The organism is Streptomyces sp. NPDC057877, assembly GCF_042796855.1.
GTDB lineage: Bacteria > Actinomycetota > Actinomycetes > Streptomycetales > Streptomycetaceae > Streptomyces.
Genome location: NZ_JBHVMS010000012.1, coordinates 167318 through 189507, shown reverse-complemented (window position 1 = coordinate 189507; position 22190 = coordinate 167318). Strand labels below are relative to the sequence as shown.

The following is a 22190-nucleotide window of genomic DNA, read 5'->3' as shown; positions in this document are numbered from 1 at the left end:
GCTGCCCTTGATTTAAGAGGTGAGCTAAGGGGTCGTCAATACCTTGGTCCGGACCAGAGGTCGGCCCCGGACGTCAGCCGCTCCCCGCCCGCGCGTGCACCGCCCGCCCGAGCCGCCGCCCGAGGAGCAGATAACCCAACAGCGCCCCCGTGGAGTTGAGGATGACGTCGTCGATGTCGAAGGCGCGCCCGGTGACCATCGCGCCCTGCGCCAGCTCCACCAGCAGCATGACCAGCGCGGTGAGCGCCAGCACCCGCAGCACCCCGCGCGCCCGTGGCGCGAGCACCGGCACCAGGACGCCGAACGGGATGCCGAGCAGCACGTTGCCGCCGATCTGCCGTACGGCGTCGCGCAGTTCGGGCTGGTCGAGATAGGCCCGCACCGAGCGCCCGGGGTGCAGGTTGCTGTGGGTCAGCGCCTCCGAGGCGGGGGAGGGCTGGAGGGTCACCCGGGCCAGGACGACCGCGAAGGCCACCATGAACACGAAGGCGCACGCCATCGCCGCCAGCCGGGCGAGGACCGCGAGAAGGCGCCGCTTGCGGGGCGGCGGCTCCGGTCCGGGGGCGCCCTGCGGCTTCGCGGGGCGCAGTCGGGACGGTACGAGGGAGCGTAAGGCCACACGGGCCATCGGTCCTCCAGTCTTCGGTCTCCCGTGACGGCTAGGGCTGCTCGGACCGCTCCGGTTCCTCCGGCCGCTCCGGGCTCCCGTAGGTGACGCGTACCTCCTTGAAGCCGAGGGAACCCAGCAGGCCCTCGAGCATGTCGGTGGTGTTCGACTCGGCGCGCGCGGTCAGCTCGCTCTCCTTCGCCGCGGCCCCGATGTGCCGTACGGCGAGCCGCTGCACGGCCTGTTCGCTGTTGGGGTTGTCCGAGAAGACGTCCCCGAGCCGGTCGAGCAGCCCGCGCTGCTTGGAGACGGCGTAGGAGCGGTCGGGGTCGAGGGCGGGCTTGCCGAGCCGCGCGTGCGGGAGGCGCAGGGTGGCCGTCGTGCGGTCGTCGTCGACCGTCACGTTCCGTTCGCCGACCGCGCCGAGGTCGACGTAGGCGTCCACGGTGCCCGCCCCGACGTACAGGGTGCGGCTGCCTCGGATGGCGTCGGGCAGGAACTTGGTGTCCTTCTCCAGGTCCACCACGACCTGGAAGTTGCCGGAGGCGGCGTCGTAACGGCTGATGTCCTGGATGGACTTGAGCAGCGCCGGGCCCGAGCGGTCGTGGGTCTCCGTGCCGAAGAAGTCCTTCAGGCCCGGGACCACGCTCAGCCGGAAACCGGCGAACATCAGCGCGAGCACCAGTGCGAGGGCGCTCAGCACCTTGGCCCAGCCGGGCAGGCGCCCGGGGAGGCGCTTGATGGGAGTCGTCATGGCGACGGCCCTCCTTCCTACTGACCGGATGCCCCCCAAATCGCGTGCCAGGCACGGTCGTTGAGGTATGTACGACCCTTGCAGGAGCCGGGTGGGGGCAGAACGGGTCAGTAGGAGCCGGAAGGCGCGCCGGGTCCGTCGAGGGCCGCCTCCAGGGTGGGCAGCGGGGGCAGCAGCAGGGACAGGCCCGAGATGCGGAGGATCCGCAGGGTCAGCGGGTGGGTGCAGACCAGGGCGAGCCGCCCGCCGTGCTCGTGCACCCGGACCCTGGCCCGGTGCAGCAGCCGCAGCCCCGAGCAGTCGAAGAACTCCACCCGCCGCATGTCGATCACGATCCGGCAGCCCGGCTGTTTGGTCACCGCGTCCAGGTGCGGGCCGATCTCCGTCGCCGCGAGGATGTCGATCTCACCGCGGAACTCCAGGACGGTGTGCCCACCGTCCTGGAGCACGCGCAGATGCCGGGTGAGCGGCGCGGCCTCCTGACCCACGACGACATCGCCTCCAGCGTGCCTCACAATGTTTCCCGCCCAGCAAGTTACCCCCGATGGAGTGAATTCCAGCATGTTCGATTGACATATGTCGTTGAATTCCAGCCGAGCGTAAGGGAGTTCACTTCCGGGGCGGGAGAGGCACGGAGCGGGCACGCGGTCGGCGTCCACGAGCACGGGGTCTGCGTGGACGCCGGGGCGCGGGGTGGGCTGTTGAGGGCGGGGGAGGTGGAGAGCGGGGAGTGGCGGTCAGACCACGAGCGCGGCGGACCGCGCCGACATCGAGGCGCTCGGCCCTTGTTCGTGCGGTGGCGGTCAGTCCATGACGAGGACCAGCTTGCCGGTCGTACGGCCCGTTTCGCCCAGCTCATGCGCCTTGGCGGCCTCGGCGAGCGGGAAGGTGCCCGCGATGGTGGGGCGCAGCGCGCCCGACTCGGCGAGGTCGGCGATGGCGCGCATGCCGGTGCGGTCGGCGTCCACGAGCATGCGGGCCGCGCGGACGCCGAGGCGCTCGGCCTCCTCGTAGAACTCGTCGGAGCCGACCGGCAGGATCGAGACGACGATGCCGCCCGGGCGCAGGACGCGCAGCGAGCGCAGTGAGTTGTCGCCGCCGAGGGTGTCCAGGACGACGTCGGCGTCCCGTACCGCCTCGGTGAAGTCCGTCGTGCGGTAGTCGATCGCCTCGTCCACGCCGATGCCGCGCAGGAAGTCGTGCTTGCCCGCGCTCGCCGTGCCGATGACATGGGCGCCACGGGACTTGGCGATCTGGACGGCCGCGTGGCCGACGCCACCGGCCGCCGCGTGGATCAGTACACGCTGGCCCGGCTGGAGGTCGGCCAGCTCCACCAGGGCCTGCCAGGCCGTCAGCGACACCAGCGGGAGCGCGCCCGCCTGGACGTGGTCGAGCCCGGCGGGCTTGGGCGCGAAGGCGCGGGCCGGGGCGCAGACGTACTCGGCGTGCGAGCCGTGGCCGAACGGGTAGGACAGCATGCCGAAGACCTCGTCGCCGGGCCGGAAGGCGGCCACGCCGATGCCGGTCGCCTCGACCGTGCCGGAGACGTCCCAGCCGAGCACGAACGGCGGTGCGCCGAGGAAGCCCCCGGTCGCGCGGTGCTTCCAGTCGGTCGGGTTGACCCCGGCGGCGCGCACCCGCACGAGCACCTCGTTCGGCCGCGGCGCGGGCCGCTCCAACTCCACTTCCCTCAGGACCTCGGGACCGCCGAGGACGTCCTGGCTGATGGCACGCATCGTGTTCACGGTGTTCATGGTGACCCAGCCTGCCCGCGCCCGCCCGCCGGGGAAATGGCATGATTGCCAAGCTCCGATAGGATCGTGCCATGAGTGCTGTGAGGGATGCCGCAAGTGGTGCCGCAAGTGGTGCCGGAAGTCATGCCGGAAGTCATGCCGGAAGTGATCCACACCGAGTCGTCGTCCTGGCGATGACCGGCGTCTACCCCTTCGAACTGGGCATCCCCAGCCGGATCCTGGGCATGGCCGGTGACCGGTACGAGGTGCTGACCTGCGGTGTCGACGGCCAGCCGGTCCGCACCGCGGCCGACTTCGCCGTCACGCCCGAGCACGGCCCCGAGGCGCTGGCCACCGCGGACACCGTGATCGTCGCGCCCGTCGCCCCGCCGTACCTCACCGACGGCCTGCCCGCCCCGGTCGCCGCCGCGCTCACCCACATCCGGCCCGGCACCCGGCTCGTCTCCATCTGCACCGGCGCGTTCGTGCTGGCCGCCGCCGGGTACCTCGACGGCCGCCGGGCGACCACGCACTGGCACCTCGCCGACCGGTTCCGGCGGCTGTTCCCGCACATCGACCTCGACCCCGACGTCCTCTTCGTCGACGACGACGAGGTCCTCACCTCGGCCGGTGCCGCCTCCGGCGTGGACGTCTGCCTGCACCTGCTGCGCAAGGACCACGGCAGCGCGCTCGCCAACACCGTCGCCCGGTACTGCGTGGTGCCGCCGTTCCGGGACGGCGGCCAGGCCCAGTACATCGAGCAGCCGGTGCCCGAACCCGGCGCCGCGAGCACGGCCGCCACCCGCGTCTGGGCCCTCGAACGGCTCGGCGAACCCCTCACCCTCACCGACCTCGCCGCCCACGCCTCCATGAGCCTGCGCACCTTCGCCCGCCGCTTCCACGACGAGGTCGGTCTCAGCCCCGGCCGCTGGCTCATCCAGCAGCGCGTCGCCCGCGCCCGCCACCTCCTGGAGTCCAGCGACCTCCCCGTGGACCGCGTCGCCGCCGAGGTCGGCTTCGCCACCGCCGCCTCCCTGCGCCAGCACCTGCACGCCGCGATCGGTGTCTCCCCGCAGGCCTACCGCCGTACCTTCCAGCCGACCCGCTGAGCGCCCCCGCCCCCTTTCGCGTCCTCACCCCCCGCCCGTCACACTGGGCGCACCACACCCCGTACGACAACTCGCGGAAGGCCCGCCCACGATGATCCCTGAGCCCGTGCGCAGCGCGCAGCAGCGCAAGCAGGACACGCTCGACCGGCTGGAGAAGGACGTCGACGCCTGGATCGCCACCGCCGACGAGACGGCGGGGGTGCCGTACCTCGTGCCGCTGTCCTTCCTCTGGGACGGCGGCACCCTGCTGGTGTCCACCCCGGCCGCCTCGCCCACCGGACGCAACCTCACGGGCAACGGCCGGGTGCGGATCGGGATCGGGCCGACCCGGGACGTCGTCATGGTCGAGGGCACCGCCGAACCGGTGCCCCCCGCCGAGCTGTCCGACAAGGAGGCCGACCTCTTCGCCGTCAAGACGGGCTTCGACCCGCGCACCCTCAGCACGCCCTACCTGTACTTCCGGATCCGGCCCGCCCGCATCCAGGCCTGGCGCGAGGCCGACGAACTGGACGGGCGGGAGCTGATGCGGGACGGACGGTGGCTGGTGGCCGACTGAAACCGCCGCGCCGGGACAACCGTGGGAAGAGGGCGCGGCGCACCACCGCACCGCGCCCGCCGATCCCACGGAGGAGACATGGCACTGGTGAAAGCGGGCGTCGTGGTGCTCGACTGTGCCGAGCCCGAGAAGCTCGCCGAGTTCTACAAGGGACTGCTGGAGGCCGAGGAGGTCCATCTGACCGCCAACCGGGTGGAGATCAGGAGCGCGGACGGCACCCAGCTGGCGCTGCGCCGCGATGTGAACGCGACGCCGCCGAGCTGGCCGCGCCCCGAGAACTCCCTCCAGGCCCATCTGGAGTTCGAGGTGACGGACCTGGACGAGGCGGAGCGCCGCATCGTCTCCCTCGGCGGGCGCCCCACGGACACCAAGGACGCCACCGGCCCCTTCGAGGAACGGTCCTACGCCGACCCGGCGGGCCACTCCTTCAGCCTGCGCCGCTCCGTGCCGCAGGGCCCGAAGCTGGGCTGAGGCGTCCGGTCAGTCCTGGCGGCCCTTCTCGGAGGCGGGCCACACCCCGGTCGACCGCTCGATGGCCTTGGCACCGCCCCGGTCCACGGCACTGCGCACCGCCGCGAAGATGGCGCCCTGGATCGCGGCGGCCAGCAGGATCTCGCCCCACTTGCGGTTCGGGTCCAGGGCGTCGGGCGCATCGTCCTCGTGCCGGATCGCCTTCCACGTCCTGCGGAAGACCATGCCCGCCACCGCCCCGCCCGCCCAGCCGAGCACCCAGCCCAGCGGCTGGTAGCCGATCGGGATCTTCTTCTTGTACGCCACCTGGGTCTCCTCACTCCTGCGGCACGTCCGTGTTCGGGCGTGCAGCTCATTCCTACCTGGCTAACCCGCCGCGGGCACTTCCTCACCGGCGGGGACCGGACCGGGCGCGCTCCCGTCCCCGAACGGCCGCCCGCCCAACTCCTCCCGGTGGTGCGGGGTCAGCCAGCCCGCGAGATCCGGCCCGAGCGGCACGATACGGGTCGGGTTGATGCCGGTGTGCACCTGGTAGTAGTGCCGCTTGATGTGGCCGAAGTCGACCGTGTCACCGAAGCCGGGCGTCTGGAACAGGTCCCGGGCGTACGCCCACAGCACCCGGTTCTCCGTCAGCTTCCAGCGGTTGCACTTGAAGTGGCCGTGGTAGACGGCGTCGAAGCGGACGAGGGTGGTGAACAGCCGGATGTCCGCCTCCGTGAGGGTGTCGCCCACCAGGTAGCGCCGCCCGGCCAGCCGGTCCGCCAGCAGCTCCAGCCGCCGGAACACCCCGGCGCAGGCCTCCTCGTACTCCTGCTGGCCGGTGGCGAAGCCCGCCCGGTACACACCGTTGTTGACGTCCCCGTAGACGTCCGCCATCACCGCGTCGATCTCGTCGCGTCGCGCCCGTGGGTAGAGGTCGGGCGCCCCGTCCCGGTGCAGGGCCGTCCACTCGGTGGCGAGGTCGAGGGTGAGCCGCTGGTAGTCGTTGGTGACGAGCCGTCCGCTGGGCACGTCCACCACCGCGGGCACGCTGACGCCGCCCGGATAGCCGGTCTCGCGGCGGTCGTAGGCCTCGCTGAGGAAGCGGATGCCGAGCACCGGGTCGCGGCCGTCCGGGTCCAGGGTGAAGCGCCAGCTGCGGTCGTCCTGCACCGGGTCGGCGACCGCCATCGACAGGGCGTCCTCCAGGCCCAGCAGCCGCCGTGAGATCACCGCCCGGCTGGCCCACGGGCAGGCCCGGCTGACCACCAGCCGGTAACGCCCGGCCGCCACCGGCCAGCCGTCCCGGCCGTCGGCCGTGATCCGGTCCGTGAAGTGGCTCCTGGACCGCTTGAACGCGGTCCTGCCGTACGCCCTGTTCCCGTCGCCCTCGTCGCTCATGTCCCGCTCTCCTCCACACCGGGAACCGCTCCCGCCGAACGGGTTCCCCGACTTCCGCCGTTTCCGCCCACCACCGTGTGATCTCCTCCGTCCGGGGCATTCGGCGAAGGTGAGCGGCAGGACTCCAGTACGGCGGCACGACTCCACGGAAGGGGCGCATGACAGGGGACCGGAAGGCGGACCGCAGGACGCGGGTCACCGTCCTGGTGGCGCTCGCCGCCAATCTGCTGATCGCGGCGGCCAAGTCGGTCGGCGGCCTGATCGCCGGGTCGCCCGCGCTGCTGTCGGAGGCGGCGCACTCGGTGGCCGACTCCCTGAACGAGGTGTTCCTGCTCGCCGCCCTGCGCCGCAGCCGCCGCCCCGCCGACCGGCGGCACCCCTTCGGCTACGGCAAGGAACGCTTCTTCTGGTCGCTCCTCGCGGCCGTCGGCATCTTCGTGATGGGCGGCTGCTTCTCCTTCTTCCAGGGCTTCGAGGCGCTCAGGAACGGCACCGAGGAGTCCTTCGGCGGCTATGTGGCGGGCATGGTCGTGCTCGGCGTGGCCCTGCTCGCCGAGGGCGCCTCGCTGCTGCGGGCGCTCTACCAGGTGCGCAGGCAGGGCGGGCGCGCGGCCGGACTGCGCGACCCGGCGCTGCGCACGGTCGTCGCCGAGGACGGCACCGCGGTGGTCGGCGTCTGCCTCGCCCTCACCGGGATGGCCCTGCACCTGGCGACGGGGCAGGTGGTGTGGGAGGCGTCGGCGTCGCTGGCGATCGGCGCGCTGCTGGTCTACGTCGCCTACCGGCTGGGCCGCGAGGCCCGGGACCAGCTGATCGGTGAGGCCGCCGACCCGCGGGCCAGCCGCCGCATCGAGGCCGTGCTGCGGGCCCAGCCCGAGATCGACAGTGTGGAGGCGCTGTTCACGATGAAGACGGGCGTCGATACGGCCCTGGTGGCGGCGCGTGTCGACCTGGTGCCGGGCCTGGACAGCGAGCGGGTCGAGGAGGTCGCCGTACGCATCAAGCGGACCATCGCCCGGACCGTGCCGGAGGCCGATCAGGTGTTCCTCGACGTGACCGACCGCCTTGCGCAGGAGGCAGGGGAAAGCCCCGCCGCGACGGGGGAGCGCGGCGGGGCCTGAAGTGCGGGTGCCCGGCGCGGGGCGGTTCATGCCTCCCGCACACGAGAATTCACCGACTGGTCGTCCCCTGGTCGTGAGCGGCCGTCTCCCGTGGTGGGCGGTCGCCCCTCAGTGGCCGTCGACCGGTTCCAGCACGAAGACCGGGATCTCCCGGTCCGTCTTCTTCTGGTAGTCGGCGTAGTCCGGATAGGCCGCGACGGCCCGCTTCCACCACTCCTCCTTTTCCTCGCCGGTGACCTCACGAGCCGTCATGTCCCGTTTGTCGGGGCCGTCCTGAAGCTCCACCCGGGGGTCGGCCTTGAGGTTGTGGTACCAGACCGGGTGCCGCGGAGAGCCGCCCAGCGAGGCCACGGCCGCGTAGCGCCCTTCGTGCTCGACCCGCATCAGCGGGGTCTTGCGCAGCTTGCCGCTCTGGGCCCCGCGGCTGGTCAGCAGGATCACCGGCCGCCCGGTGTCCAGGAGGGTCGTCCCCTCGGTGCCGCCGGATCCCTCGTACAACTCGACCTGGTCACGCACCCACTTCGTGGGGCTCGGCTCGTACTCGCCGTCCAGAGGCATGACTTCGTACCTTTCGTCGCGTACTCAGACCACCACCATATGTACCGCCAGCGCCGCCATCACACCGCTCGACACCAGCGCCGTGACCAGCCGCCCCCGGCGCCCGGTCAGCGTCCGGCCGAGCAGGGCGCCGCCCCCGGCGAGCAGCAGCTGCCAGCTGGCCGACGCGGTGAACGCGGCCAGCACGAACACCGTCTGGTCCAGCGGGTTCAGGGCGTCCGCGGCGCGGGTGCCGACGACCAGGGCCGCGAAGTAGATCACGGTGGTCGGGTTGAGCAGGGTGATCCCGAGCAGCGCCAGATAGGCGCGGGCCGGACTCGGCGGGGGCGTCGCCGACCGGGTGGTGAGGAGGTGTGCGCGGTACTGCCGTACGGCCGTGACCGTGCCGTGTACCGCGAGGGTGACCAGCACCAGGGCCGCGGCCCAGCTCAGCGGCCCCAGCACGGGCCGTAGCGCGGCGGCGAGGGCGGAACCGCCGAGGGCGGCGAGAAGGGCGTAGAGCCCGTCGGCGGTGGCGACGCCGAGGGCCGCGCACAGACCGGTCCGCAGGGAGGTGCGGGCGGTCAGGGACACCAGATAGGTGCCGACCGCGCCGACCGGGACGGCGATGCCGTACCCCGCGACCAGCCCGGCGACGAGCGCGGCGGTCATGACCGCGGCGGCGTCGGACCTCCAGGGTGGGACCGCTGCTGTCGCGTCCCCGGCGAGCGGTCGGGGGCGGTGGTCGGGGGCGACGGATGGGTGTGGGCGGACATGGCGGGATCCTGCTGCCTGCCGGTGTGCGCCGACAACCGAATTTCAGGCGGCCTCGACCAGCAGCCGGGCCGCCGTGCGCGCCTCGGCGGCCGGTTCGGCGCTCCCCGTGATGCCCGCCGTCACCATGGCGCCCTCCGCCAGCAGGTACAGCGGCCCGGTCAGCGCGGCGGGCAGCCCCGCGTCGGACACCAGGGTGCCGAGGTAGCCGCGGAAGGCCTCCTTGTGGGCCCGGACCTGCCGGGTCACGGCCTGTGAGGTGGCGCCCAGCTCGCCGTAGGCGTTGATCCACGCGCAGCCGCGGAAGTCCGGCTCGCGAAACCACGCCTCCAGCCAGTCGAAGACGGCCGGGATCCGTTCGACGGGATCGGCCCGCCGCGCCACGTACGCGGCGAGCCGCCCGCGCCACCGCTCGTCGCGCCGCGCCAGATACGCCTCGACCAACTGCTCCTTGGCCGGGAACAGCTGGTAGAGCCGCTTGAGCGAGACCCCCGAGGCACCGCGGATCTCGTCCATCCCGACGGACTGCACGCCCCGGCCGTAGAACAGCCGCTCCGCGGCGTCCAGCGCCCGCTCGCGGGCGGCGTCGCTGTCCATGGGGTCCCTCCGTTGACGTGAGAACGTGCGTTCTCGTACGGTAGCAGGCGACGCGGAGAACGTCCGTTCTCCGCGCTGTCCCCGCCCCTGAGGAGCCGTCGTGCCGGACCGCCCGCCGCTGCCCCCGTTCACCCGCGAGACCGCCGCCCGGAAGGTGCAGGCCGCCGAGGACGCCTGGAACACCCGCGACCCGCGGAAGGTCGCGCTCGCCTACTCGGAGGACTCGGTCTGGCGCAACCGGGACACCTTCGTCACGGGCCGGGCCGCGATCGCCGAGCTGCTCGCCGCGAAGTGGGCGCGGGAGCGGGAGTACGCGCTGCGCAAGGACCTGTGGGCCTTCGACGGCAACCGCATCGCGGTGCGCTTCCAGTACGAGTCCCAGGACGCCGACGGTCAGTGGTGGCGCTCGTACGGCAACGAACTCTGGGAGTTCGACGAGCGCGGTCTGATGACCCGGCGCGAGGCCAGCATCAATGACGTGCCCATCGAGGAGGGGGAGCGCCGGATCGTCGGTCCGCGGCCGGAGTCCGAGCGGGGGCGGTCCTTCCCGGTCCGCTAGCGGGGGCGGCGCCGCGTGTTCTGAGCGGCCATCACCTTACTCCAGAGTCAACTTACCGAACCGTAACCTTCTGGGTGCTACCGCCGGTAACCCTTTGCTGGTTACGGTCATGGCCGTCACTCCGGAGTGGCGCGAGCTAGGTCAGTACCGCCGACTTGCCGTCACCAGGAGGTTCGCCATGCCCGCACGCAGCCGCACCCGCCTGCTCGCCGTGGCCGTCACCACCGCCACCGCCGCTGCCTGCCTCGGGGCCCAGGCCCTGCCCGCCGCCGCGAGCACCGAGACCGAGCGGAGCGCCGCGCGCGACATCACGGTCCCGGCGTTCTACACCCCGCCCGCCACACTGCCCGAGGCCAACGGCGCCCTCGTGCGCAGTGAACCGCTCCCGCTCGCCATCAGCCTGCCGACCCTGGGCGGCCCGTTCCCCGGCAAGGCCACCCGCCTGATGTACAAGACCACCGACGCGAACGGCGCCCCGGCCGCCGTCACCGGCGCCTACCTCGAACCCACCGCCGCCTGGCGCGGCACCGGACCCCGCCCGCTGGTCGTCGTCGCCCCCGGCACCCTGGGCCAGGGCGACCAGTGCGCCGCCTCACTCGGCCTCCAGCACCCCGTCAGCCTCAACGGCGACACCCTCTCCGTCGGCTACGAGGACATCGCGATCTACCGGCTGCTCGCCAGGGGCGTCGCCGTCGCCGTCACCGACTACATCGGCCTCGGCGCCACCGACCGGCTGCACACCTACGTCAACCGGGTCGACGAGGGCCATGCCGTGCTGGACGCGGTCCGCGCCGCCCGCTCCCTGCCCGGAGCGTCGGTCACCGCGTCCTCGCCCGTCGGCCTGTTCGGCTACAGCCAGGGCGGCGGCGCCACCGCCTCCGCCGCCGAACTCCAGCCCGCCTACGCGCCCGACGTCACCCTCTCCGGCACCTACGTCGGCGCCCCGCCCGCCGAGCTGACCGAGGTCACCGCCGGGATCGACGGCACCGAACTCACCGGCGCGCTCGGCTGGTCCCTCAACGGCTTCCTCCAGTCCGAGCCCGCCCTGCGGCCGATAGCCGACCGGCACATCAACGAGGCGGGCCGGGCGGCGCTGGACGACCTGGCCCACCGCTGCGTGGGCGACGCCCTGTTCGCGTACGCCTACCAGCGCAGCTCCAAGTGGACCAAGGACGGCCGTACCCTCAGCGAGATCATCGAGGCCGAGCCCGCGCTCCAGGAGTTCCTCGCCGAACAGCGCATCGGCAACCTGAAGCCCGCGGGACCCGTCCGGGTCGCCACCGGGGTCAACGACAACCTCGTCCCCCACGCCCAGTCCCGCCGCCTCGCCGTCGACTGGTGCCGCAGGGGCGGCAACGTCACGTACAAGCCGGTGATCCTGCCCCATGTGGTCAGCCCGCTCCTCAACCACTTCGGCCCGCTCCTCACCGACCAGGGCGACGCGGCGGACTGGCTCCTGGACCGCCTCTCCGGCAAGTCCGCGTCCGGCAACTGCTGGACCATGCCGGTCCAGCCCTGAGGCCTCAGGCGGGGCACCCCACGGTCGGCCCCGCGAGCATGCCGCCGGTGTAGAGGGCCTGCCCGCGCGGGATCCAGTAGCCCAGCTTGGAGACGACCGTGGAGCACCGCGCGCCCAGGGTCACGCGGACGGTCACGGTGGCGGGGCGGCCGGGCTGGAGGTCGGTGAGGGCGCAGTCCAGGGAGTACGCCAGCCGGGCGTCGGAGGGGTGACGGCCGATCAGCGGATTGACGCAGCGCGCGTCGTCGGTGGCCAGCCGCACCCCGCTGGCCTCCTCCCCGATCAGACCGAAGCGGGCGCTGCCGTCCCCCTCCTCGCTGTCGCGGTACAGGGTGTAGGTGAGGGCGGTCGTGGTGCCCGGCCGCAGCGGGCCGCCCGTGACCTCCATCCGGTGCGTGGGCCGCGCCTTCGGCGCGGTCAGGGTGAGCGTGGCGCGGACGGTGCCGCTGAGGTCGACGCCGTCGGGCGTGGAGCGCACCCGGACCTCGGCCTCGAGGTCGTAGGTCCCGGGCCCGGGATAGGTGGCCGAACCGGGCAGCGTGCCGGAGGCGACGGTCTCGCCGTGCTGCCGCGCGGTCCAACTGCCCGACGTCACACAGCCGAGGCGGCTGGTGGTGCCGGGGCGGTGGCAGGCCGCCGGTGCGGTGACGGACAGCGACGGGGTGCCGCTGCCCGCGCACAGACTGACGGTGGCGCGCTGCCCGCCCGCGCCCCGCAGCGTCCCGGCGGGCGCGCACAGCGTCGCCGGGGGCTCGGCGGCCGGTGTCCGCGCCGGGAGCGGGCGGCCCTCGGCGGGCCCGCCCAGGGCCAGGGTCAGGACGGCCGCCGCCGTCATGGTCCGCAGCGCTCCGCGCAAGGTCGAACGTGTCGGCACGGCGTTCCTCCCGTACGGCCGGACCGGCCGGGCGCCGGTCACCTGAGCCGAGGATGCGGGCCCGCCGACCACCCGGGCCGCTCCCACGCCGCACGGTCACCTGGGGGCAGCAACGCCCAGGCCAGGCCGGAGTCGGAGCGCGCACGAGGACGTACGCTCGCCCGGAAGCACCCGATGCGACGTCAGGAGCGGCAAGGATGCAGTACGTGAAGCTCGGCTCGACGGGCCTGGAAGTGTCGCGGATCTCCCTGGGCTGCATGACCTACGGCCTGCCCGACCGGGGCGTCCACGAGTGGACCCTCGACGAGGAGGCCTCCCGCCCGCTGATCCGGCAGGCCCTGGACGCCGGGATCAACTTCTTCGACACGGCCAACGTCTACTCCGACGGCACCAGCGAGGAGATCGTCGGCCGGGCGCTGCGCGACTTCGCCCACCGCGACGAGATCGTCCTCGCGACGAAGGTGCACGGCCGGATGCGCCCCGGCCCCAACGGCGGCGGCCTCTCCCGCAAGGCCGTCATGACCGAGATCGACCACAGCCTGACCCGCCTCGGCACCGACTACGTCGACCTCTACCAGATCCACCGCTACGACCCGCACACCCCCGTCGAAGAGACGATGGAGGCGCTGCACGACCTGGTCAAGGCGGGCAAGGTGCGCTACCTCGGGGCGAGTTCGATGTACGCCTGGCAGTTCTCCAAGCTCCAGTACACCGCCCGGCTGCACGGCTGGACCCGCTTCGTCTCCATGCAGAACCACTACAACCTCCTCTACCGCGAGGAGGAGCGCGAGATGCTCCCGCTCTGCGCGGACCAGGGCGTCGCCGTCCTCCCCTGGAGCCCTCTCGCCCGTGGCCGACTCACCCGCGACTGGGACAGCACCACCGCCCGCAGCGCCACCGACGCCTTCGGCAGCCGCCTCTACCTGGAGAGCGACCGCACCATCGTCGACGCCGTCACCCACATCGCCGACACCCGCGGCGTCCCCCGCGCCCGGGTCGCCCTCGCCTGGCTCCTCCACCAGCCCACGGTGACGGCCCCGGTCATCGGCGCCGCCAGGCCCCACCACCTCGACGACGCGGTGGCGGCCGTGGAACTGGAGCTGACGGACAAGGAGATCGAGGAGCTGGGGCGGGGCTACACGGCGCGGGCCGTCTCCGGCCACTGAGGCCCCGCCGCCTCAGTGGGGACCGGACACCGGGAACTCCGTCCCGCACGGTCCGGCCCCCTCGCTCTCCGCCAGGACCACCCGCTCCCCGCTCATCGACACCGTCCGGTAGTACGTCCCGATGCGCTCCGCCGAGCGGCCCACGTAGTGGCCGATGAAGGAGCGCCGGAAGCGGTCGGTGGTCCGGTTGGGCTGGGAGCCGTGGACCAGGCTGCCGTTGAAGAAGAGGACGTCGCCGGGGCGCATGTCGACGGGGACGGGGGAGAGGCCGGGCGGCGGCGGGACGTACTCGCGGGCGAAGGACACGTCCGCGTCGGCCTCCTCGGGGCAGAACAGGTCCATGCGGTGGGTGCCGGGGACGACCTCCAGGCCGCCGTTCTCGCGGTCGATGACGTCGCAGGCGAGCCAGGCGGCCACACAGGTGCCCGGTTCCACCCGGAGGTAGAAGTTGTCCTGGTGGAGGGCCTGCCCGCGGGCGCCCGGCGGCTTGAAGTAGAACATGCTCTGCGCGGCGAGGACCTCCTCGCCGAGGAGCGCCTCCAGGATCGTGCGCAGGCGCGGGGCCAGGAGGACGGCCCGGGCGCGGTCGCTGATCTCGTGCGGGTGCATCACCCGGGGGTAGGCGGCCAGCGGGTCCCCCGGGCGCCCGGGGCGTGGCTCGAAGTGGCCCGGCACCGTGCGTCCCGCCGAGTGCAGCGCCTCGAACTCGGCGCACAGGCCGTCGACCTCGGCGCGTCGGAACAGACCACGGACGACCGTGAAGCCGTCCTCCCGGAACCGGGCGAGGCCCGACTCGGGCAGGATGGGAGCACCGGTGGCGCCGATATCCGTGGCTGTCATGCGTGTCCTCCTCGGTGAAGGGGTCATCGCCACTCACGCTAGGCCGACGCGCGGATTCGGAGGATGCCCATGAGCGCTGACGACTTGCCCGTGGCTGCCGCGCCCGGCGATCCGTCCCCGCCACCCGGCCTGCTGGTGACCGGCCGTTTCGACCAGCCTGCCGGATACCGGGTCGACCGGCCGCACGGCTCCGCCAGTTGGCTGTTCCTGTGGACCACGCACGGGCGGGGGCGGCTCTCGCAGGGCGCCGCCCAGGTGGAAGCGGGCGCGGGGGACCTCGTCGTGCTCGCGCCCGGGGTCCGGCAGCGGTACGGCGTCGCGCCCGGCGCCCGGCACTGGCGGTTCTGGTGGGCGCACTGCCAGGCCCGCCCCGGCTGGTGGGACTGGCTGCGGCCGTACGCCGCCGGGGACGGGGTGTACGTCGTCACGCCCGTCCCCGGCGGCGTGCACGAGCGCGTCGAGACCGCGTTCCGCCGCATGCACGCCGACGCGCGCTGGACCGGCACCGGCGCCCCGCCCGCCGCCGCGCCCGGCGACGACCTGGTCGCCGTGGCCCACGGCAGCGCGGCCCGGGAACTCGCCCTCGGCGCGCTGGAGGAGGTCGTGCTGCTCAGCGCCGTCAGCGCCCGCACCCTGCCGCCGCCGCCCGGCACCGACGCCCGGGTGCGTGAGGCGCAGGCGCTGATCGCCGCCGATCCGGGCGCCCCGCACACCGTCGACTCCCTGGCCGAGCGGGTCGCCCTGTCGCCCTCCCGGTTCGCGCACCTGTTCACCCGGCAGACCGGCCAGTCACCCATGCGGGCGCTGCGCGAGGCACGGCTGCGGCACGCCGCCCGGCTGCTGGAGAGCGGCGACCTGTCCGTGGAACGCGTCGCCGCCGCCTCCGGGTTCGCCAGCCCCTTCCACTTCAGCCGGGTGTTCCGCGAGCGCTACGGCGTCCCCCCGGGCGCCTACCGGGCGGCCGGGCCCGGCTGACTCCGGACCGGTCAGCCTCCCGTGCCGGAGCGGACCATCGTCAGTTGCACGACGGAGGTGTTCCCGGCGACCGGCACCGGACCGGCCGTCCACGCCACCCTCAGCGCGTCGTGCTCGTCCGGCGGGGTGACGAGCAGCGCGGCGGGCGTGGCCGTCTCGGCGCCGCTGATCCGCGGGTTGGAGAAGCTCAGCCCCGCCCAGGCACGCTGCCCCGGCGCCAGCCGCACGGCCGTGGGACGCTCCGGGACGCGGACCGGGTCAGGGCCCAACTGCTCGCCCGCGGCGTCGACGAAGGCGGCGCCGGGGTAGCCGTACAGGGTGCAGGTGCGGGAGGACGCGTTGGTCAGGATGACCGGGTAGTTGTGCTGTCCGGCGCCGGGGGAGTTGCGGCCGACCGACGCGCGCAGGTCGGGGGTACGGCAGCGGGCGGACGGCGCGTCCGAGGTGCTGACTCCCGCGGAGGCGGGCGGGACGCTCACCGACATCGAGTGCGCCGTGCTCGGTTCGCGCGGCGCCGGGGCGCCCACGGCGCCCGGTGTGTCGGGCGTACCGCCGACCGATCCGCCGCAGCCGGTCAGCAGCAGAACCGGTACGGCGACGGCGCCCACGAGGGCGGTGCGGACCCGGGCCGGTAAGGCGGCAGCCGTCATCTTCCTCAGCGCTCCGAGACGTTCGCCGATGCGTTCGTACTCGTGCTGCTGCCCGGTACCGGGCGGCTCATCCCTCCTCGAGGAGGGTCAGTTCCGCCCAGATGGTCTTGCCCTCGGCCGTGTGGCGGCTGCCCCAGCGCTGGGTGAGCTGGGCGACCAGCAGCAGTCCGCGCCCGCCCTCGTCCCAGGTCTTGGCCCGGCGCAGGTGCGGGGCGGTGTGGCTGGTGTCGGAGACCTCGCAGATCAGCGTCGTCTCGTCGTGGATCAGCCGCAGCCGGATGGGCGGCGCGCCGTAGCGGATGGCGTTGGTGACCAGTTCGCTGACCACCAGCTCGGTGGTGAAGGACGCCTCGCTCAGGCTCCAGTCGCCGAGCTGGTCGAGGACCTGCTTGCGGATCGGCGCGACCAGTGCCGGATCGGCGGGGATGTCCCAGGTGGCGACCTGCGAGGCGGGCAGTCCCCGGGTGCGCGCCACCAGCAGGGCCACGTCGTCGCAGGCGACGTCGTCCTTGGGCAGCAGGGTGTGCAGGACCCGGTCGCAGGTCTGCTCCAGGGAGCCGGTGTCGCCGGTCAGCGCCTCGCGCAGCAGCTCGCGTGCGGCGTCCACGTCCCGGGCGTGGGTCTCAATCAGGCCGTTGGTGAAGAAGGCGAGCAGACTGTCCTCGGGCAGCGCCATCTCCGCCGACTCGAACGGCAGACCGCCCACGCCCAGCGGCGGCCCGGCGGGCAGCTCGATCTCCCGGGGCTGGTCGCCCGGCGGGACCAGCACCGGCGCCGGATGCCCGGCCCGGGCCATGGCGCAGCGCCGGGACACCGGGTCGTACACCGCGTACAGACAGGTCGCGCCGACCTCGCCCGGACTGCCGTCGCCGCCGGTCTCCTCCGACAGCCGAACCACCAGGTCGTCGAGGTGGGTGAGGAGTTCCTCGGGCGACAGGTCGATGTCGGCGAGGGTGCGCACCGCGGTGCGCAGCCGCCCCATCGTCGCGGAGGCCTGCAGGCCGTGCCCGACGACATCGCCGACGACCAGCGCGACCCGCATCCCGGACAGCGGGATCACGTCGAACCAGTCGCCGCCCACCCCGGCCTGGGCCGCGGGCAGATAGCGGGACGCCGCCGCCACGGCCGCGGTGCGCGCCAGGCTGCGCGGCAGCAGGCTGCGCTGGAGGGCGAGGGCGGTCTCGCGCTCACGGGAGTAGCGGCGGGCGTTGTCGATGCAGACGGCGGCGCGGGCGGCGATCTCCTCCGCCAGCATCGCGTCGTCGGCGGTGAAGTGGTCGGGGCGCCGGGACCGGGTGAGCAGGGCGATGCCGAGCGTGGTGCCACGGGCCCGCAACGGCACGGACATCCCGCAGTGCATGCCGTACTCGCGGGCCCGGTCCCGGCGTTGGCTGTCCTGGGCGAGCCATTCGGCGAGGTCGCGGTCCTGCGGCGCGGCGATGATCGTGCGGCCGGTGAGCAGCGCGTCGGCCTGGGGCGACCCCGCGGGGTACTCCTCGAGGCCGCCCGGCTCGACCAGGGCCTCCGGGGTGCCGGGCAGCACCGACCGGTGGGCGACGCGGCGCAGCGTGACGGGAGCGGTGAGCCGGGCGGGCGGATCGCCGCCGTCGGCCGGGTCCAGCAGATCCACGCTGACGAAGTCGGCGAGCGCGGGCACGCACACGTCCACCAGCTCCTGCGCCGTACGGCCGACGTCGAGGGTGCTGCCGATGCTGACGCTGGCCTCGTTGACCAGTTGGAGCCGCTCGCGGGCGAGGTACTGCTCGGTGAAGTCGTGCGCGGCGATGGACACCCCCCGCACCCGTCCCTCGGCGTCCACGACCGGGGCCATCCGGGCGAGCCAGGCGCTGGTCGGGCCGTCGCCGGTGACCGGCACATAGGCGCGCACATGGGTCCGGCGGGCGGAGGTGAGCACCTCGTGCATGTGCTGTTCCAGCTCGACGGTGCCCGGCTGGCCGTTCAGGTCGGTGGGGCGCAGGCCCCGCAGCCGCTCCTCGGGCAGGCCGAGCGCGTCGGCCATGGCCTCGTTCATCCGCCGCAGCCGCAGCTGTTCGTCGTGGATCGCCATGGCGCAGGGCGACTGGATGAGGTCGATCCTGGCCAGCGGGTCGTCGGGCGCCGGGGGATCGTTGTCCAGCGGGGTGACCACCAGCCAGCCCTGGGGCCGGGGGTGGGCGAGCAGCCAGACGGGGATCGTACGGCCGTCCCGGTGACGCAGCGTGAGAGTGCCGCCGCGGCGGTCACCGCTGAGCCCGGGGACCGGTTCCAGGCTGCCGCCGGCCACCAGATCGACGGCGGGGCGGCCCAGCACCTCGGGCGCGGACCAGCCCAGCAGCCGCCGGGCGCCCTCGTTCCACTCGGTGAGGACGCCGTCGCCGTCTAGGGCAGCCCGGGCCGTGGCGGCCTCGTCGAACGGGTAATCCGGGCTCATCTCGCCACTCCATCGCGTCCACGCACAGTGAACAACTGTGTTACCTGAGTTCCAGACTAGTGCTTTTGGTCCGAGCTGGTCGGCAAGGTCCGTATGTCCCGTCTCGTGGCCCCCGCGTACGGACCCGGTGACCGGGGCCGCTGGGAACCGGTGCCGTCCGGACCGTTGACGGGTGTCATGACTCCCACAACGATGGCCTCCGACCGCATCTGGGAGCGCTCCCATGGAGCGTCGCCCGCACCTCCCTTCCAGGAGCCCAGACGTGAAACGACCCAGAACCGCCCTGCTGTCCCTGACAGCCCTGCTGGCGGGGGGCCTCATCGCCCTGCCCGCCGCCCCCGCCGGGGCCGAAGAGGTCGAGCAGGTAAGGAACGGCACCTTCGACACCAGCCTCGACCCCTGGTGGACGACCAGCAACGTCACCGCCGCCCTCGCCGACGGCCGCCTGTGCGCGGACGTGCCCGGCGGCACCCAGAACCGCTGGGACGCCACCGTCGGCCAGAACGACATCACGCTCGCGCAGGGCGAGTCCTACCGCTTCTCCTTCTACGCCAACGGTGTCCCCGACGGGCAGGTGGTCCGCGCGCTCGTCGGCCTCTCCGACGCGCCGTACGACACCTGGTTCGAGGTGAGCCCGCAGCTCAGCGTCTCCGGCAACTCCTACTCGTACACCTTCACCTCGCCCGTCGACAGCGACCGCGCGCAGGTCGCCTTCCAGGTCGGCGGCAGCGCCGATCCCTGGCGGTTCTGCATGGACGACGTGTCCCTGCTGGGCGGCGTGCCCCCCGAGCAGTACGAGCCCGACACCGGGCCGCGGGTGCGGGTCAACCAGGTCGCCTATCTGCCGTCCGGGCCGAAGAACGCCACCCTGGTCACCGACGCCACCACCCGGCTGCCCTGGCAGCTGAAGAGGGCCGACGGGACGGTGGCCGCCCGTGGCTGGACCGTGCCCCGCGGCACCGACGTGTCCTCCGCGCAGGCCGTCCACTCCATCGACTTCGGCGCCTACAAGGCCCGCGGCAAGGGCCTCACGCTGGTCGCCGACGGGGAGACGAGCCGCCCCTTCGACATCGACACCCGGGCGTACGAGCGACTGCGCCTCGACTCGCTGAAGTTCTACTACACCCAGCGCAGCGGCACCGAGATACGCGACGACCTGCGCCCCGGCTACGGACGCGCGGCCGGGCACCTGAACGTGGCCCCCAACCAGGGTGACTCCGACGTGCCCTGCCAGCCCGGCGTGTGCGACTACACGCTCGACGTCACCGGCGGCTGGTACGACGCGGGCGACCACGGCAAGTACGTCGTCAACGGCGGCATCTCCGTCTGGGAGCTGCTCAGCACCTACGAGCGCGCCCTGCACGCCCGCACCGGGCAGGCGGAGCGGTTCGGCGACGGCTCCCTGACCATCCCCGAGAGCGGCAACAAGGTGCCCGACCTGCTCGACGAGGTCCGCTGGCAGCTGGAGTTCCTGCTGAAGATGCAGGTGCCGGACGGGGAGCCGCTGGCCGGGATGGCCCACCACAAGATCCATGACGAGGCGTGGACCGGTCTGCCGCTGATGCCCAGCGCCGACCCGCAGAAGCGCGAGCTGCACCCGCCGACCACCACGGCCACGCTGAACCTCGCCGCCTCGGCCGCCCAGGCCGCCCGCCTCTACAAGCCCTACGACCGGCAGTTCGCCGCCGAACTGCTCGCCGCCGCCCGTACGGCCTACGCCGCGGCCCTCGCCCACCCGGACGTGCTGCCCGACCCGAACGACGGTGTCGGCGGCGGCGCCTACCCCGACACCGACGCCAGCGACGAGTTCTACTGGGCCGCCGCGCAGCTGTATCTCACCACCGGGGAGAAGCAGTTCGAGCGGCACGTCCTCGACTCGCCGGTGCACACCGCCGACATCTTCGGCCCGACCGGCTTCGACTGGGCCCGCACCGCGGCGGCGGGCCGCCTCGACCTGGCCACCGTGCCGAACCGGCTCCCCGGCCGGGACAAGGTCCGCCAGTCCGTCGTCAAGGGCGCCGACCGCTACCTCAGCACCCTCAGGACACAGCCGTACGGGATGCCGTACGCCCCCGACGGCAACGTCTTCGACTGGGGTTCCAACCACCAGGTCCTCAACAACGCGGTCGTCATCGCCACCGCCTACGACATCACCGGCGGGTCGAAGTACAGGGACGGGGCCGTGCAGAGCATGGACTACGTCCTCGGCCGCAACGCGCTGAACCTGTCCTACGTCACCGGCTACGGCGAGGTCAGCGCGCAGAACCAGCACAGCCGCTGGTACGCCCGTCAGCTGGACCCGAAGCTGCCCAACCCGCCGTCCGGCACCCTCTCGGGCGGCCCCAACTCCAGCATCCAGGACCCGCTCGCGCAGTCGAAACTGCAGGGCTGCGTCGGCCAGTTCTGCTACATCGACGACATCCAGTCCTGGTCGACCAACGAGCTGACCATCAACTGGAACGCCGCCCTGGCGTGGATGGCGGCCTTCGTCGCCGACCAGGAGTAGGGCGCCGGGACCCGGCCGGGAGGTCAGCTCCCGGCCGGGATCGGGGCGGCGACCAGGACGTCCCGCCAGGCCGCTCCGTCGCCGTCGAGCGGATGGACGGGGGACACCCCGTGCACCGTGCGGCGGTCGTCGCCCAGCAGCGGGGCGCCCGGCTCGCTCAGGGTCGCCTCCTTCAGCGGTTCGCCGTCGGTGCCAGCTCCTCCCAGTGCCGGGCGAACCGCGCCCATCCGGTGGCGTCCGTTCCGGTGTACGCGGTCACCTCGGCCGTGCTCAGCGGGCACACGCCCGACGCGGCCAGCGCCTGCCGGGCCCGTTCGACCGGTGGGGAGGCCCGTCCCGCGTGCGCGTTCACGATGGCTTCCCTGGTCCACGGCCCTCCGGTCACCGCATCCGGAGGGCCGTCGGGTTTCAGGCGGGCGTCTCGGCGGTGGCGGTGAGGACCGCGCGGCCGAGGGTGTGGCCGGACATCGTGAAGCCGAGGACGGCCGGGGTGGCGTCGGCCTGGACGCCGATGGACTCCACGTCCAGGGCGTGCACCACGACGACGTAGCGGTGCGGGCCGTGCCCGGCGGGCGGGGCGGCGCCGACGAAGCGGGCCAGGCGGGCGTCGCCGGGCAGCTGGAAGGCGCCCTCGGGCAGGCCCGAGCCGGTGTCGTCGCCCGCGCCCTCCGGCAGCTCGGTGACGGTGGCGGGGATGTCGGCGACCGCCCAGTGCCAGAACCCGGACCCGGTGGGGGCGTCGGGGTCGTAGACGGTGACGGCGTAGCTCCTGGTGCCCTCCGGGGCGCCGCTCCAGGACAGCTGCGGGGAGACGTCCTTCCCGCCGGGGACGCCGAAGATGCCGGAGAACTGCGCGGGCGGCCAGTCGTCGCCGTCGGCGACGGTCGTGCTGGTCACGGTGAAGGGGGCCGCCTCGGGGAGGCGGGCGAAGGGGTCGTTGGCGCTCATGGCGTGGTTTCCTCTCTGGCCGTTTCCGGCCGACGTCATCGACCATAGCACCGATAATCGATTATCTGTCTCATCGTCTATGA

The 22190-nt window shown here is 73.2% G+C and carries 25 protein-coding genes; 9 read left to right on the top strand and 16 right to left on the bottom strand.

What is annotated here, in order from left to right; all coding sequences use genetic code 11:
* Nucleotides 1-73: 73 nt before the first annotated feature.
* The 4 genes from ACFVQG_RS32585 to ACFVQG_RS32570 all read right to left on the bottom strand — a co-directional run bounded on the left by ACFVQG_RS32585 (nt 74) and on the right by ACFVQG_RS32570 (nt 3115).
* On the bottom strand, nt 74-628 hold the full coding sequence (locus ACFVQG_RS32585) for a VanZ family protein (RefSeq protein WP_383390408.1): 555 nt from the start codon (nt 626-628) through the stop codon (nt 74-76).
* A gap of 31 nt (nt 629-659) precedes the next feature.
* A complete protein-coding gene (locus ACFVQG_RS32580; RefSeq protein WP_383390405.1) occupies nt 660-1361 on the bottom strand; it encodes a DUF4230 domain-containing protein in 702 nt (233 codons plus the stop codon).
* Between the two features lie 107 nt (nt 1362-1468).
* Nucleotides 1469-1849: an STAS domain-containing protein gene (locus tag ACFVQG_RS32575; protein ID WP_383390402.1), complete on the bottom strand. Its 381-nt coding sequence runs from the start codon at nt 1847-1849 to the stop codon at nt 1469-1471.
* Nucleotides 1850-2164: 315 nt separating this feature from the next.
* Nucleotides 2165-3115: an NADP-dependent oxidoreductase gene (locus ACFVQG_RS32570; RefSeq protein WP_383390399.1), complete on the bottom strand. Its 951-nt coding sequence runs from the start codon at nt 3113-3115 to the stop codon at nt 2165-2167.
* Nucleotides 3116-3186: 71 nt separating this feature from the next.
* Here ACFVQG_RS32570 and ACFVQG_RS32565 point away from each other — a divergent pair, with 71 nt between their 5' ends.
* The 3 genes from ACFVQG_RS32565 (at nt 3187) to ACFVQG_RS32555 (ending at nt 5230) form a co-directional block, all read left to right on the top strand.
* Nucleotides 3187-4203 (top strand): GlxA family transcriptional regulator, encoded by a 1017-nt coding sequence (locus ACFVQG_RS32565; RefSeq protein ID WP_383390397.1) that lies wholly within the window; start codon nt 3187-3189, stop codon nt 4201-4203.
* A 91-nt stretch (nt 4204-4294) separates the two neighbouring features.
* A complete protein-coding gene (locus ACFVQG_RS32560; RefSeq protein WP_383390394.1) occupies nt 4295-4759 on the top strand; it encodes a pyridoxamine 5'-phosphate oxidase family protein in 465 nt (154 codons plus the stop codon).
* Nucleotides 4760-4837: 78 nt separating this feature from the next.
* Nucleotides 4838-5230: a VOC family protein gene (locus tag ACFVQG_RS32555; protein ID WP_383390392.1), complete on the top strand. Its 393-nt coding sequence runs from the start codon at nt 4838-4840 to the stop codon at nt 5228-5230.
* Between the two features lie 9 nt (nt 5231-5239).
* Here ACFVQG_RS32555 and ACFVQG_RS32550 read toward each other — a convergent pair whose 3' ends face one another.
* On the bottom strand, nt 5240-5536 hold the full coding sequence (locus tag ACFVQG_RS32550) for a DUF4235 domain-containing protein (protein ID WP_383390389.1): 297 nt from the start codon (nt 5534-5536) through the stop codon (nt 5240-5242).
* Nucleotides 5537-5596: 60 nt separating this feature from the next.
* The gene (locus tag ACFVQG_RS32545) at nt 5597-6610 is read right to left on the bottom strand and encodes a glutathione S-transferase family protein (protein ID WP_383390386.1); all 1014 of its coding nucleotides are present in this window, start codon (nt 6608-6610) and stop codon (nt 5597-5599) included.
* A 158-nt stretch (nt 6611-6768) separates the two neighbouring features.
* Between ACFVQG_RS32545 and ACFVQG_RS32540 the strand changes: the two genes are divergently transcribed.
* The gene (locus tag ACFVQG_RS32540; protein ID WP_383390383.1) at nt 6769-7731 is read left to right on the top strand and encodes a cation diffusion facilitator family transporter; all 963 of its coding nucleotides are present in this window, start codon (nt 6769-6771) and stop codon (nt 7729-7731) included.
* 108 nt (nt 7732-7839) lie between these two features.
* Here the strand turns inward: ACFVQG_RS32540 and ACFVQG_RS32535 are convergent, their stop codons facing one another.
* From ACFVQG_RS32535 to ACFVQG_RS32525, 3 genes are all read right to left on the bottom strand, one after another.
* Nucleotides 7840-8289 carry a nitroreductase family deazaflavin-dependent oxidoreductase gene (locus tag ACFVQG_RS32535; protein ID WP_383390381.1) on the bottom strand — a complete coding sequence of 150 codons (450 nt, stop codon included), beginning with the start codon at nt 8287-8289 and terminating at the stop codon, nt 7840-7842.
* 24 nt (nt 8290-8313) lie between these two features.
* The gene (locus ACFVQG_RS32530) at nt 8314-8940 is read right to left on the bottom strand and encodes a LysE family transporter (RefSeq protein ID WP_383390378.1); all 627 of its coding nucleotides are present in this window, start codon (nt 8938-8940) and stop codon (nt 8314-8316) included.
* 147 nt (nt 8941-9087) lie between these two features.
* Nucleotides 9088-9639: a TetR/AcrR family transcriptional regulator gene (locus ACFVQG_RS32525; protein ID WP_383390375.1), complete on the bottom strand. Its 552-nt coding sequence runs from the start codon at nt 9637-9639 to the stop codon at nt 9088-9090.
* Nucleotides 9640-9739: 100 nt separating this feature from the next.
* Between ACFVQG_RS32525 and ACFVQG_RS32520 the strand changes: the two genes are divergently transcribed.
* Both ACFVQG_RS32520 and ACFVQG_RS32515 read left to right on the top strand, forming a co-directional pair.
* On the top strand, nt 9740-10198 hold the full coding sequence (locus tag ACFVQG_RS32520; RefSeq protein WP_383390373.1) for a nuclear transport factor 2 family protein: 459 nt from the start codon (nt 9740-9742) through the stop codon (nt 10196-10198).
* 178 nt (nt 10199-10376) lie between these two features.
* On the top strand, nt 10377-11717 hold the full coding sequence (locus tag ACFVQG_RS32515) for a lipase family protein (RefSeq protein WP_383390370.1): 1341 nt from the start codon (nt 10377-10379) through the stop codon (nt 11715-11717).
* Between the two features lie 4 nt (nt 11718-11721).
* Here the strand turns inward: ACFVQG_RS32515 and ACFVQG_RS32510 are convergent, their stop codons facing one another.
* Nucleotides 11722-12591: a hypothetical protein gene (locus ACFVQG_RS32510; RefSeq protein WP_383390367.1), complete on the bottom strand. Its 870-nt coding sequence runs from the start codon at nt 12589-12591 to the stop codon at nt 11722-11724.
* 197 nt (nt 12592-12788) lie between these two features.
* Between ACFVQG_RS32510 and ACFVQG_RS32505 the strand changes: the two genes are divergently transcribed.
* Nucleotides 12789-13757, top strand: a complete 969-nt coding sequence (locus ACFVQG_RS32505; RefSeq protein ID WP_383390365.1) for an aldo/keto reductase — start codon at nt 12789-12791, stop codon at nt 13755-13757.
* 12 nt (nt 13758-13769) lie between these two features.
* Here the strand turns inward: ACFVQG_RS32505 and ACFVQG_RS32500 are convergent, their stop codons facing one another.
* Nucleotides 13770-14597: a phytanoyl-CoA dioxygenase family protein gene (locus tag ACFVQG_RS32500; RefSeq protein ID WP_383390362.1), complete on the bottom strand. Its 828-nt coding sequence runs from the start codon at nt 14595-14597 to the stop codon at nt 13770-13772.
* A gap of 69 nt (nt 14598-14666) precedes the next feature.
* On the opposite strand from ACFVQG_RS32500, the gene ACFVQG_RS32495 reads away from it, so the two are divergent.
* Nucleotides 14667-15572, top strand: a complete 906-nt coding sequence (locus tag ACFVQG_RS32495; protein ID WP_383390359.1) for a helix-turn-helix domain-containing protein — start codon at nt 14667-14669, stop codon at nt 15570-15572.
* Nucleotides 15573-15583: 11 nt separating this feature from the next.
* On the opposite strand, the gene ACFVQG_RS32490 is transcribed toward ACFVQG_RS32495, so the two are convergent.
* Both ACFVQG_RS32490 and ACFVQG_RS32485 read right to left on the bottom strand, forming a co-directional pair.
* Complete coding sequence (locus ACFVQG_RS32490) at nt 15584-16222, bottom strand: DUF4232 domain-containing protein (RefSeq protein ID WP_383390356.1); 639 nt, start codon at nt 16220-16222, stop codon at nt 15584-15586.
* Nucleotides 16223-16289: 67 nt separating this feature from the next.
* Nucleotides 16290-18653 carry a SpoIIE family protein phosphatase gene (locus ACFVQG_RS32485; RefSeq protein WP_383390354.1) on the bottom strand — a complete coding sequence of 788 codons (2364 nt, stop codon included), beginning with the start codon at nt 18651-18653 and terminating at the stop codon, nt 16290-16292.
* A 262-nt stretch (nt 18654-18915) separates the two neighbouring features.
* On the opposite strand from ACFVQG_RS32485, the gene ACFVQG_RS32480 reads away from it, so the two are divergent.
* Nucleotides 18916-21159, top strand: a complete 2244-nt coding sequence (locus ACFVQG_RS32480) for a glycoside hydrolase family 9 protein (protein ID WP_383390351.1) — start codon at nt 18916-18918, stop codon at nt 21157-21159.
* Between the two features lie 23 nt (nt 21160-21182).
* Here ACFVQG_RS32480 and ACFVQG_RS32475 read toward each other — a convergent pair whose 3' ends face one another.
* The 3 genes from ACFVQG_RS32475 to ACFVQG_RS32465 are packed head-to-tail and all read right to left on the bottom strand — an operon-like array spanning nt 21183 to nt 22107.
* Nucleotides 21183-21386, bottom strand: coding sequence for a 2OG-Fe dioxygenase family protein (locus tag ACFVQG_RS32475; RefSeq protein ID WP_383390348.1), 204 nt, complete (start codon nt 21384-21386; stop codon nt 21183-21185).
* A complete protein-coding gene (locus tag ACFVQG_RS32470) occupies nt 21332-21511 on the bottom strand; it encodes a hypothetical protein (protein WP_383390347.1) in 180 nt (59 codons plus the stop codon). Before ACFVQG_RS32470 ends, ACFVQG_RS32475 begins: the two co-directional genes overlap by 55 nt.
* Before the next feature lie 56 nt (nt 21512-21567).
* The gene (locus ACFVQG_RS32465; RefSeq protein ID WP_383390344.1) at nt 21568-22107 is read right to left on the bottom strand and encodes a YbhB/YbcL family Raf kinase inhibitor-like protein; all 540 of its coding nucleotides are present in this window, start codon (nt 22105-22107) and stop codon (nt 21568-21570) included.
* Between the last annotated feature and the right edge of the window lie 83 nt (nt 22108-22190).